At 68.0% G+C, this 11,538-nt stretch carries 9 protein-coding genes; 6 read left to right on the top strand and 3 right to left on the bottom strand.

The genetic code is table 11. The features are described from left to right. The first annotated feature begins 42 nt into the window (after window positions 1–42). The 4 genes from F5544_RS13295 to F5544_RS47040 all read left to right on the top strand — a co-directional run bounded on the left by F5544_RS13295 (window position 43) and on the right by F5544_RS47040 (window position 2,989). Complete coding sequence (locus F5544_RS13295; protein WP_167473484.1) at window positions 43–1,392, top strand: hypothetical protein; 1,350 nt, start codon at window positions 43–45, stop codon at window positions 1,390–1,392. Between the two features lie 163 nt (window positions 1,393–1,555). Further along, window positions 1,556–1,846 (top strand): hypothetical protein, encoded by a 291-nt coding sequence (locus F5544_RS13290; protein ID WP_167473483.1) that lies wholly within the window; start codon window positions 1,556–1,558, stop codon window positions 1,844–1,846. Window positions 1,847–1,950: 104 nt separating this feature from the next. Next, window positions 1,951–2,826, top strand: coding sequence for an alpha/beta fold hydrolase (locus F5544_RS13285; protein WP_167473482.1), 876 nt, complete (start codon window positions 1,951–1,953; stop codon window positions 2,824–2,826). Between the two features lie 37 nt (window positions 2,827–2,863). Continuing rightward, entirely contained in the window at window positions 2,864–2,989 is a 126-nt protein-coding gene (locus tag F5544_RS47040; RefSeq protein WP_275107026.1) for a hypothetical protein, read from the top strand. Here the strand turns inward: F5544_RS47040 and F5544_RS13280 are convergent. Then, a complete protein-coding gene (locus F5544_RS13280; protein WP_238847442.1) occupies window positions 2,986–5,820 on the bottom strand; it encodes an AfsR/SARP family transcriptional regulator in 2,835 nt (944 codons plus the stop codon). The genes F5544_RS47040 and F5544_RS13280 overlap by 4 nt on opposite strands. A gap of 119 nt (window positions 5,821–5,939) precedes the next feature. Here F5544_RS13280 and F5544_RS13275 point away from each other — a divergent pair, with 119 nt between their 5' ends. Continuing rightward, complete coding sequence (locus tag F5544_RS13275; protein ID WP_167473480.1) at window positions 5,940–6,761, top strand: endo alpha-1,4 polygalactosaminidase; 822 nt, start codon at window positions 5,940–5,942, stop codon at window positions 6,759–6,761. Between the two features lie 56 nt (window positions 6,762–6,817). Here F5544_RS13275 and F5544_RS13270 read toward each other — a convergent pair whose 3' ends face one another. Further along, window positions 6,818–8,416 carry an ABC transporter substrate-binding protein gene (locus F5544_RS13270; RefSeq protein ID WP_342760418.1) on the bottom strand — a complete coding sequence of 533 codons (1,599 nt, stop codon included), beginning with the start codon at window positions 8,414–8,416 and terminating at the stop codon, window positions 6,818–6,820. A 177-nt stretch (window positions 8,417–8,593) separates the two neighbouring features. Continuing rightward, window positions 8,594–10,288: a helix-turn-helix transcriptional regulator gene (locus F5544_RS13265; RefSeq protein ID WP_167473479.1), complete on the bottom strand. Its 1,695-nt coding sequence runs from the start codon at window positions 10,286–10,288 to the stop codon at window positions 8,594–8,596. Window positions 10,289–10,683: 395 nt separating this feature from the next. Between F5544_RS13265 and F5544_RS13260 the strand changes: the two genes are divergently transcribed. Beyond that, window positions 10,684–11,517, top strand: a complete 834-nt coding sequence (locus tag F5544_RS13260; RefSeq protein ID WP_194252466.1) for an SDR family NAD(P)-dependent oxidoreductase — start codon at window positions 10,684–10,686, stop codon at window positions 11,515–11,517. Window positions 11,518–11,538 lie beyond the last annotated feature (21 nt).

The raw sequence follows: 11,538 nt of genomic DNA, 5'->3' as shown, positions 1-11,538 counted from the left end.
GGAATGGTAATGCTGGATGGCGTGCGGGAGCTCGGAGAAACGATGACGGTGGAACGTCGCCTACTGCTGACCTTTTCCGGTCAGCTCGACCAAACCCGGTTGGACGAATTACGGCAGCGGCTCGGGCTGCGCGGCAATGTCCGGCTCGCCGAACAGTCCGCGGGCGCGTTCGGCTCCAGGGAGATCCCGGATCACGGCAGCCCCGAACGAAATACGAACTCGATGGCGCTGAAGCTGTGGCGCGACGGCGCCGGTTGGGCCGTCAGCATCGACGTGCCGACCACCATGAAGGTCGCGGGCACCGAGGTGCCGTGGTGGGGTGACCGGGCGATCTCGGCGGCCACCGCGATGGGGCTGACGCTCGCGGAGCGCCGCACCTGGCAGCCAGGCGCCGCAGAGCCGCCGAACGCGTATGCGGCGCAAGCTGATTCGGCTGGGCCCGCGCCGGACGCGACCGCGGCGCTGCGCCTGCCGGAAGCCGAATTCCCGGCGACGGCGGCGCTACGGTTGCCACCTGCCGCACCCACGCCGGAACCGGATACCGTTGCGGCGGAACCGGAAGCGCGCCACCCACTGCCGGTGGCCGAGCCGGATAGGTTCGACTCGCAACCGAATCACGCCGCTACGGAATCAGAATGGCGCGACCCACTACTGACCAATGAGCCGGATAGGTTCAGCTCCCCACCGAATCACGCCGCCACGGAATCAGAATGGCGCGACCCACTACTGACCGACGAGCCGGATTGGTTCGACTCCGGTTCCGATCACGCCGCGGGCGAACCCGACCTCGACCTGCCCATCTCCCGCACCACCCGCGAGGCGCACGTCTTCATGGACATGACGCCGTGCGACTGCGGCGACACCAGATTCGAACGCGCCGATGCTCTCCATCCGCTGGCCGACGGAAGATTCGTCCGGCGATACACCGGAACCTGCGAAACCTGCTTCGAGCCTCGCGAATTCACCTTCCTGCTGCCGGATGACACCGAAACCCCTTCGGGCGATCTCGAATTCGGCGGCGCGCTGCCATCCCAGCTGATCGATGCGGGCGGTTGGCTGTGGGTGGCCGACGAATACGCCGCCGCCGTACCGCCGAATCCGTATCTGCTGGACGGCGCCGAACGCGACCAGGTGGCGACCTGGCTGGCCAGCGCCATCGCCGCACTCGACGAGGTGCGGAAATTCATACCGCCGGGCGGCGCCGAACTGCCGCCGACGCGGCTGTGGACCCGGCTCGGCCTCGATATGTATGCGCGGGATCCCGGGCGGTTGCGCCTCGATCGGCTGCAGGCCACACAGGATGCCTACCGTGATTACCTTGCCGAACTCGGCTATCCGACCGAGGCCGGGCCGCGCTGGCCGACAATGAATTACGGACATTCCACACTCTGAAACCCCGAATTTCAGGACAATTCCGGCACCTCGCTGTCCCCTTGTCCAGGGCACCCGCGCGAGTTACCGTTGATTGCGGTTACCACCTGCAATTTTTCCGTTATCGACCAGACCGCATACCGGCCAGAATTACCCATACCTTTTCCGAAAGGTGTTATCCGCCATGATCAACGTGCGGAACCAACCGCTCTTTCCGGTAACGGTTGTCAACGCGACCCACCGCGACTCCGACGGACACGGTGACCGCTGGGTCGCCACCCTCACCAACGAGCGATTGCGCCCCGACTGGATCGCCGCGGCGCTCGCCGCCGACCCGAGGATGACCCGCGTCTGGTGCGAAACCTGCGGCGCACACGCGCACCTCTGCCCGGAGATCGCCCACCTGCTCCCCGAGGAGCTACTGCGCGCCCTCGGCCAGGTCTGGGCCCACTACTTCCCGCCGTACCGGATCTGAATCCCGTTGCGGCGCAATGCCGCCGTCGGATGGTCAGTGGCGCCGGTCATACTGTGCGGCCCCGTGGTGAACTCGTCGAAAAGGTCGGCGACAGAATGGGGGCCATGAGCACCTTCGTCGTCGAGCCAGCCCGCACCGGTACCGAATCCCTCCCGGACGGAAGGTCGCTCGGCTGGGCGGAATGGGGCCCGGCGGGCGGTACGCCGGTGCTGTTCTCGCCCGGCGCGGCGACCAGTAGGCGGCTCGGATTCGGCGCCGCGGTGGTCGATGCGCTCGATATCCGCCTGATCGCCGTCGACCGGCCGGGACTCGGCGCGTCGACGCCGCATCCGGGCCGCACGTTCACCGATTTCGCGACCGATATCGCCGCATTCGCCCGGAGCAGGGACCTCGGCAGGCCGCTGATGGTGGGCAATTCGCAGGGCGCGCCGTTCGCGCTGGCCTGCGCCGCTGCCGGGGTCATCACCGCGCTTGCGCTGGTATCCCCCGCCGACGAGGTGGCCGAACCGCGGTTCGCCGACGTATTGCCGCAGCAGCTGCGACAGCTGATCGATACCGCGATCACCGATCCCGTTGCCGCCGAGCGGATTTTCGCCGAGTTCACGCCGCAGGCCATGGTGGACATGGTGCTCGCGGGCAGCCCGGACAGCGATCTCGCGGTCTACCGCGACGAAACCTTCGCCGCCGCATACCGTTCGGCGCTGGACGAGGCCTTCGCGCAGGGTCCAGCGGGCTATGCGCGCGATACCGCGCTCGCCATGGACCACTGGAATATCGACCTGGCGGCGATCCGGATCCCGGTCGACATCTGGTATGGCGAACAGGACACCAGCCACTCCCCCGACCTGGGCGCCGGTCTCGCCCAACGAATCCCGTCCGCGACCCGGCACCTGGTCGCGGGCATCGGCGGCGCGCTGCTGTGGACCGAACCCGAACCGATCCTGCGCGCCCTGCTGGCCCACGCCGTGAGCAACGTCTGAATCCCGTTGCGACGCAATGGCGTGCGATGATGCGCGAATGACCGGACTCGGAAGCGGCGGCAGTGCCGAAGACCTCGCCCGCTTTTACGAAATCGCCGGATCGCCCGGCTGGCACGATATTCCGCAGCTGATCGTCACCGTCGTCGGGCGGCGCCCGGCCTAGGTACCGCGGGTTTCGAGCTCGCCGACCGCGTCGTGGAAGAGTCCGATCATGGTCTGCCAGGCCGGGGTTCGGGCGGCGGGCTGGGCGGCGTCGAGCACCGCGTTCACCCTTGCCGCCACCTCGGGTCCGGCGAGGCGCAGATAGCGGCACGGATCGATGCCGATCCGGGCGGCGTGCGCGCGCACCGCCGCGTAGAGGCGCAGCGCGATCTCCGCGCGGTCCGACAGGATCAGGGCGCACACGCCCGCGTAGAGACAGACCAGCACCTCGGATGCGTTGGGCTGGCGTTCGAATGCCGCGACCGCCGAGGTGAGGTGCGCGAATACCCGGAGGATCCGGTCCGGCTCGGCGACGACCCGGCCGAGTAGCAGCCAGGCCAGCAGCAGTTCGGAAATGCCCTCGCCCCACAGATATCCGCACTCGCGCGCGAATTCACCGTTGGCGCGCATGGTTTCGGCCGCGCCGTCGACATCCCCGTCGTGGAACCGCATGATGGCCACACCGAGCCCGGCATTGACCCGCATATCGTCGGGCGCGTTCGGGCTCGCCGCGGCCATCCGGAAACGCCGATGCGCCGGGCGCAGCGCCGCCAGATCGACCAGGTCGGCCAGCGCATTGCATTGGCGGGAATAGGCCTTCAGCAGCGGCATCTCATGTGCGGGATCGGATTCGTCGAGCGATTCGATCACCGATTCGGCCAGCCGCAGCGCGGTTCGCGCGTCACCCGCATGCAGTTCGCATATGGACAGCGCGATCATCGCACCGGCCCGGTCGACGGCCGCCGCGTCTGGGCAGGCGGCCAGCGCGGCCCGGATGCACCGCATGCCCTCCGGCACGGACCCGATCGTGACCCACATATTTCCGAGCGCACCGGCCGTGCGCAGCGCCTCGATCGGATGATGGGTCAGGTCGTGGTCGAAACCCGCACGGATATTGGCCATTTCGGCCGCTAGCAGCGCGGCCGCCGAGCTCGACCGCGGCCCGGTGAGCAACGCCGCCTGCCCGCGCGCCAGCTCACGCACCCAAACCGCGTGCGCCGCAAGCGATGCCGTCGGATCCGGATCGGCGTCGCGGCAGTGGCGCCGGATGGTCTCCAGCAGCCGGTATCGGCCGCTGCCGAGGTCGACCGTGAGCACCGAGCGGTCCACCAGCGCCGCCAGCCCGGCCAGCACCGCGCCACCGCGGTCGGTTCGCACGGATTCGACCGCCTGCCAGGTGAATCCGCCCTCGAACGGCCAGAGCCGCAGCAGCAGCGCGCGATCGGCGGAGTCGAGCAGATCGATACTCCATTCGATGGCGGCGCCGAGCGAATCGTGCGGTGAGAGCGAGCCGCGCGCGGTCGGCGCGAGCACGTCGACGCGGTCGTGCAGATGCGTTGCGATAGTTGACAATCCGAGTGCGCGCTCGCGCGCCGCGGCGAGTTCGATGGCCAGCGGCAGACCGTCGAGCGCGCGACAGATGGTGCGGGCCGCCGCGGCGTCGGCCGGGGTGTGTCGCCAGTCGGCGCGACCGGCACGCACCCGCTCGAACAGCAGCTCGACGGCCGCACCCGCCCGGCCGTCCGCCGCGTCGACGGACAACGGCCGCAACGGCATCAACTGTTCACCGGCGATGCCGAGCGCTTGCCTGCTGGTCGCCAGCACGCGCGAACCGCTTGCGTGCGCGAGTAATTCGGAGACGATCGGGACGAGCTCGTCGACCAGATGCTCACAGTTGTCCAGCACGAGCAGCCCCGGCTGCCCGGTGAGCGCGCGGCATACCGCCGTCATCGGATCACCCGCGACGCCGGACAATCCGATCGCGGCGGCGATCGTCGGCGCGATGGCCGCCGAGCCGTGAATGTCGGCGAGCCGGACCAGCCAGACATCCGGCCGCTCGGCCGCGTATTCCACGGCGATGCGGGTCTTGCCGACGCCGGCGGGCCCGATCACCGTGACCAACCGCCGCGCGGTGAGCAGCTCATCGAGCATGCGCAGTTCGCCGCCCCGCCCGATCAGCGCGGACAGCGGCCGCGGCACCATCGGAACACGCTGCGCGCCAGCGCTTTCGGTGGTCTCGATGCGGTGGGATGGTGATCCGGCCAGCAACAGCTCCGGATCGTGCCCGAGCATTCGGCGTTCCAGCTCGCGCAGCGCCGGTCCCGGTTCCACGCCGAGCTCGTCGACGAGCAGGTCGCGCACCCGACGCAGTTCGGCGAGCGCCTGAGCCTGCCGCCCGCTGCGGTAGAGCGCCAATGCCAGTAATTCCCACCGGCGTTCGCGATACGGCGTCTCCGTGATCGCACCGCTCAACGCGACAACGGCCTGGGTGGTTTCACCGCATTCCAGCCGCGCCGCCTGCAACTCCTCCAGCGCCACCTCGCGCAATTCCAGCAGCCGGGCCCGGCTCGCCGCCACCGCCGCCGATTCGTCGAATTCCGGCCATGGCCTGCCGCGCCACAGCCGCAGCGCCGACTCCAGCGCTTCGGCCGCCTCGGCCGCCCGGCCCGCGGCGAGCGCCCGCAAACCGGTTGCCACCCCGTCGGCGAACAGCTCGTGATCGACGCCGCCCGGCCCGGCCGCGAGCCGGTACCCGCCCGGTGCCGGGGCGATCCATTCGCGTCCGCGCGGCCCCAGCGCCGCCCGCAGCCGATGCACCACCACCCGAATGGTTTTCATGACGTCGTTCGGCTGCTGCGCACCCCACACCAGCTCGGCGAGTTCGGCGCCGTCCAGCGGTGCGCCCATACCCGTCGAGAGCGCCGCGAGCAGCCGCCGCGGCACCGGGCCACCGAGTTCGACGGCCGCGCCGTCCACCTCGACCGCGACCGGTCCGAGGATCCGACAGAGCATCACCCGGTCACGGTAGCCGACGGCGCGACGCCGTGAGTCACAAGTCGGCGGGCCCCGCCATACCAAGACCCACCAAATGTGGGAAGGCGGCAGCAAATTTCCGGAACTATTGTCGCGCCATGCTTTTCACTCGATCTACAAAATGGTTGCGGTTCGCGGCCGTCGCCGTCGCGGCGGTGGCCACGACCTGTGGCGCTTCGGCGGCAAACGCCGACCCCGGCGGATGGTGGCATCCGGCAAAGGGTTTGACCTGGCAGTGGAACCTGCACGACAAGGTCACCGACCTGTCCATCGACGCACAGGTATACGACATCGACCTGTTCGAGAACCCCGCCGATACCGTGCAGACCCTGCACCAGCGGGGACGCAAAGCGATCTGCTACATGTCGGCGGGCTCCTGGGAGCCGAAAAGGCCGGACAGCGACAAGTTCCCGGATTCGGTGAAGGGCCCGAACCTGAAGGACTGGCCGGATGAGAAGTGGCTGGACATCCGCCAGATCAGCGTGCTGCAGCCGATCATGGCGGCCCGCATGGATCAGTGCAAGGCAAAGGGTTTCGACGGTGTCGAACCCGATTTGCAGGACGTCTTCGCGCAACCCGACGCGCTGTTCGGCGGCAAACAGCTGAGTTCCGACGACCAGCTGGCCTACAACAAGATGCTGGTCGGCCTGGCTCATGAGCGCGGGCTGGCCATCGGCCTCAAGAACGACCTCGAACAGATCACCGATCTCGTCGACAGCTACGACTTCGAGGTCAACGAGGAATGCGCCGAGCAGGGCGAATGCGATGCGCTGAAACCCTTTATCGCACAGAACAAACCGGTGTTCCACGCCGAGTACAAGCTGGGCCTCGACGAGTTCTGCCCGATCTCGAAGAGCCTGGGTCTGTCCTCGATACACAAACATCGGGGACTCGACGCCTGGCGCGAAACCTGTCCGTAGACAACCGATTCCGTGTCCGGCTCACCGCTCGGTGAGCCGGACACACCGAGAACCGGTTACTTCTCGATATTTTCGAAATCGAACAGCCCGGACCAGGCCAGCGGCGCCTTCTTCACCTTGTCGGAACGGCCCGCGTTCGCGACGTAGTCGAGCACCGGGATGTCGGCCATCTCCTTGAACAGCAGCGTCTGTGCCTGCCCGATCACCTTGTACGACTCCGCCTCGGTGGGCGCGGCCTGCGCCTGTGCCAGCAGCTGGTCGAACTGCGGGTTCTTGTAGTCGGAGTTGTTGGTGCCGGAGCTGCTGAGGTAGAAGGCGGTGAGGAATTCCATCATCGCCGGGTAGTCACCCTGCCAGCCGTACCGGAAGGCCTTGCCGATCGACTTCTTGTTGATCAGATCACGAATGGTCTTGAACGTCGGGTACGGCGTGGCGACCGCGTCGATGCCGAGGGTGTTCTTGACGCTGTTGGCCACCGCTTCGATCCAGGCCTGGTGGCCGCCGTCGGAGTTGTAGGCGATCTCGAATTTGCCCGACCACGGCGAGATGGCATCGGCCTGGGCCCACAGCTTCTTGGCCCCTTCCGGATCGAACTTCAGCGCCTCCGAGCCGGGCAGATCGGCCTGGAAGCCGGGCAGCGTGCTCGCGGTGAAGTCGCGGGCCGGGATCTTGGTGCCCTTCCAGATCTTGTCGCAGATGGTCGCCCGATCGATCGCCATCGAGATCGCCTTGCGCCGCAGCGCACCCTCCTCGCCCGCGAAGTGCGGCACGTTGGACTGGATGCCGATGTGCTGGTTCTGCGCGGTCGGCTTGCTGATCGCGCGGTCGCCGAGATCCTTCTTGAAGGTGGTCAGCGCGTTGTCCGGAATCGTGTCGAGCGCGTCGAGGTTACCGGCCTGCAGATCCGCGTACGCGGTCTCGTAGGTCTGGTACATCACGAAGTCCAGGCCCTTGTTCTTCGGCGGGCGGCCGCCGTGATAGTTCGGATTGGGCCGCAACTCGATCCTGACGTTGTGGTCCCACTTCTGGAACTTGTACGGGCCGTTGCCGACCGGGTTCTCGCCGAATGCCTTCATATCCTTGAACGCCACATCGGGCAGCGGATAGAACGGCGCGAAGCCGAGCGAGAGCACGAAATCGATCGACGGGTGGGTCAGATCGACGGTGAAGGTCTTGTCGTCCACCACCTTCAGACCCGACATGGTCTGCGCCTTGGGCGGATTCGCCTGCACGTCGTCGAAGCCGACGATCGGCGCGAATATCCAGTTCTGCAGCTGGGCGTTGGTGCCGAGTGCGCCGTAGTTCCAGGCGTCGACGAAGGACTTGGCGGTCACCGGGGTGCCGTCGGAGAACTTCCAGTCCGGCTTGATGGTGATCTTGTAGTGCTGCCGGTCGCTGGTCTCGATCGACTGCGCCATCTCGTCGTGCGCCGTGCCGTCGGCGTCGTAGTACTTCAGGCCCGCGAACAACCGGTCGACGACGCGGCCGCCCATATTCTCGTTGGTGTTGGTGGGCACCAACGGGTTCTGCGGTTCGCCCGCGTTCACGGTGACGACGCCCGATTCGGCACTGTCGCTCGACGAGCAGGCCGCCAACCCGAAGCTCGCCACCATCACCGTGATGGCGGCCAGGGTACTTACTCTGGTGAATCTCAAAATGCTCTCCCGATACTGCATGGCGAGGAGACCCGTGCGGCACGCCGATGGCGGAACCATCGGGTGTCGGCGAGTCGCCTCGTAATGACCTCGGACAGTATCCATTGCGCGCGGTCTTGTCCCCATAACCGGCAAGGACTTAACGGACAAAACTCCCGCCGCTGGTACAGAGCTCGATCAATACGGCTGTGCGGGCAGCGCGAAGCGGAGTTCGCCCCGGCGCGAGACGGCCAGTTTGCGGTACACGCGGGTGAGGTGTTGTTCGACGGTACTGGTGGTGATGGAGAGCGCGGCGGCTATTTCCCGGTTGCGCCTGCCGACGGCGGCGAGTTCGGCGACGCGACGCTCGGCGGGTGTCAGCAGATTCGCGGGCGCCTGCGGTTCGGCGGGCGGCGTCGGCCGCTGCGGCTCACCGGTCAACTCGCGCGACAGCATTGCCGCGCCGCAAGATTCGGCAAGGCCGGTGGCCTCGCGCAGCAACGCCCACGCCTTCTCGTTGTCGCCGACAGCGCGGTGGGCGCGTCCGAGTTCGCCGAGCGCCGTTGCCAATTCGAGGTCGCAGCCGCCGGTGCGGGCGATCGCCACCGAACGCCGCAGCATGCCGATGCGCCTGCACCGGTCCGCGGTCGCGGCCAGCAGCCGCAGCGAGGTGCCGCCGGTCGGATGCCCGTCGGGACCGCCGAGCAGATCCAGGTGCAGGGTCGCGAATCGCCGTACCTGGTCGTGATTTCCGGCGCTCAGGTAGGCGGCCGCGATCTCGTTGCGCCACGGCACCAGCCACGGATAATCCATCCGCCAACGCCGCATCAGCTGCCCGCAGCGCCGGAATGCGCGCAGCGACTCCCCGATCCGCCCCGTCGCCAAACTGTGCCGTCCGCGTGCCCGCAGATACGGCAGGGCGAAACGGGATTCGAACATCGCCCGCGGCACCGGCCTACGCAGTTGCGCATCGGCCTCGCCGTACCTGCCGAGCATGGTGAGCGCCCGCACCAGCGCGGCGACCGGCGTCCCGATCCAGACGCCGAGATGTTCGGCGGGCACCTGATTCAGCGCCAGCGCCGCATAGCGCACCGCCGCGCCCGGATTGCCCTTGCACACCAGGGTTTCCGCACGCAGCCCGGTGAAGATGGCCCGCCAGGTCGGCGCGTGCCTGGCCTGCGCCTGCGCCGCGAGCGCCTCACACCACGCCTCGGCGCGGTCCAGCCTGCCGCCGTAGATGAGGCAATACACCGCCGCGGCAAGGGGTTCCACGGTGGGCTCGGTGAGCCGGTGCCCGGCGAGCACCCGCTGTGCGAGCGCGACCGACCGCTCCACCGAACCGGTGAACATCGCCCCGAGCATGGCCGCCGCCTGCCGGTGCGGCGAATCGTCGCCGGCGCCGATATCCACCGATCTGGCGGTGCGGTTCACCAGGGCCGGATGTCGTTCGGCATGCACCGGATAGGTGTAACGCAGCCAGTGGCCCAGGAATTCGAGTTGCTCCGGCGCGGGCATTGCGGCCGACGGCCGCGTCAACCGCAGCAGGACGCGGTCGGCCTCGGCGCCGCAGCCGTGCCAGAGCAGATGCGGAAGCACCTGGGGCAGTTCGGCGTCCGGCACCTCACCGGCGGACAGCGCGGCGGCGAGCCGGGTGAAATTCCGGGTGCGGGTCGATGGATTCGTCCGCCATTCGAGCGCGACCAGCCGGGTGCAGATCGCCGCGCGGCCACCTTCGCGTCCGCTCGCGCGGAACGCCCGTTCGAACAATTCGACGGCGCGGTCGATCTCGTCGTGCGCCGCCGCCGTCTCGGCGTCGCTGAGCAGTGCGCCGACCGGTTCGGGCCGGTCGGCGTCGACCAGGAGTTCGGCGGTAAAACCGTTGTGCTGCAACATACTCGGTCCTTCGTGGATCGGGTGCGCCGACTGGGTGTATACGGCACCCCGGAAGGTGGAGCTGGGGTGCGCGCAAGAGCAGCATCGTCGCAGCGCGGGCATCTGAGCCCGTTGAATCCAGCCGGTACGCAACAGGTTCGGCACGGCTGCCGGGTGCAACCACCCTACCCGGACCCGGGTATGTCCCGCATACGATCCGCCGCAACAACTTTCGTGATTTGGACTGTGATCCGACACAGCCGTCGCGGCCCCTGAACACACCCCTACCGCCGGAGTCCCGGTCCGCCTGCCACACCGGGCAGGTGGAACCGACCAGCGCATTCACCCCGAATCCCCACTACAGCAGTGCTATTCGTGATCATTCTGCGGCCGCGCCCTGTGCCATGGTGAATCCCGTGCGGACGATCCTCATCACCGGAGCGACCTCGGGCATCGGCTTGGCCGCCGCGCGACAGCTGGCCGCATACGGCGACCGACTGGTCCTGGTGGGGCGCAATCCGGAGAAGCTGGCCGACGCCGCCGCGCTGGTGAGCGCGGCGGGCGCGGGCGCGGTGGACACCATCGGCTGCGATCTCGCGATACAGGCCGAGGTGCGCGCGCTCGCGAAGACGGTGCTCGCCACGTACGACCGGCTCGATGTGCTCGCCAACAACGCGGGCGGCTATTTCGGCAGCCGCACCGAGACCGCCGACGGAATCGAGGCCACCTTCGCGGTCAATCACCTCGGCGGCTTCCTGCTCACCGAACTGCTGGTGGATCTGTTGCGCGACAGCGCACCGGCGCGCATCCTGTTCACCTCCTCGGTCATGCACTACGGCGCGGCCATCGACTTCGCCGATCTCGGCATGCATCGCGGATACTCCGGCGAAAAGGCTTACAGCCGTTCGAAATTGGCGAACATCCTGTACGCACGCGCGCTGGCGGACCGGCTCGCCGGCTCGGGGGTGACGGTCAACGCCTTCCATCCGGGCGCGGTCGCCACCGGCATCTGGAAATCCATGCCCTGGTTCGCCAAACCGTTCCTGGCCGTCGCCGAACGGATCTTCATGATCTCGGCCGACGAGGGCGGGCGCGCGCTCACCCAGTTGGCCGCCGACCCCGACCTCGCCGATGTCACCGGCCGCTATTTCCAACGGCGGCAACCGAAAACGCCCTCCCGCCGCGCACGCGACGACGAGCTGACCCGCCGCCTGGTCGAGGTCAGCTATCAGCTGGTCGGCCTCGGCTGAACCGCCGCAACGGAATTCGGG

It is taken from the genome of Nocardia arthritidis (genome assembly GCF_011801145.1).
Taxonomy (GTDB): Bacteria; Actinomycetota; Actinomycetes; order Mycobacteriales; family Mycobacteriaceae; genus Nocardia; species Nocardia arthritidis_A.
The sequence above is the reverse complement of the archived record's forward strand: the minus strand, read 5'-3'. Positions and strand labels throughout refer to the sequence as shown.

Coding starts and splice junctions, on each gene's coding strand:
- F5544_RS13295 (WP_167473484.1), top strand. CDS start 43: ATGACGGTGGAACGTCGCCTACTGCTGACCTTTTCCGGTCAGCTCGAC.
- F5544_RS13290 (WP_167473483.1), top strand. CDS start 1,556: ATGATCAACGTGCGGAACCAACCGCTCTTTCCGGTAACGGTTGTCAAC.
- F5544_RS13285 (WP_167473482.1), top strand. CDS start 1,951: ATGAGCACCTTCGTCGTCGAGCCAGCCCGCACCGGTACCGAATCCCTC.
- F5544_RS47040 (WP_275107026.1), top strand. CDS start 2,864: ATGACCGGACTCGGAAGCGGCGGCAGTGCCGAAGACCTCGCCCGCTTT.
- F5544_RS13280 (WP_238847442.1), bottom strand. CDS start 5,820: ATGCTCTGTCGGATCCTCGGACCGGTCGCGGTCGAGGTGGACGGCGCG.
- F5544_RS13275 (WP_167473480.1), top strand. CDS start 5,940: ATGCTTTTCACTCGATCTACAAAATGGTTGCGGTTCGCGGCCGTCGCC.
- F5544_RS13265 (WP_167473479.1), bottom strand. CDS start 10,288: ATGTTGCAGCACAACGGTTTTACCGCCGAACTCCTGGTCGACGCCGAC.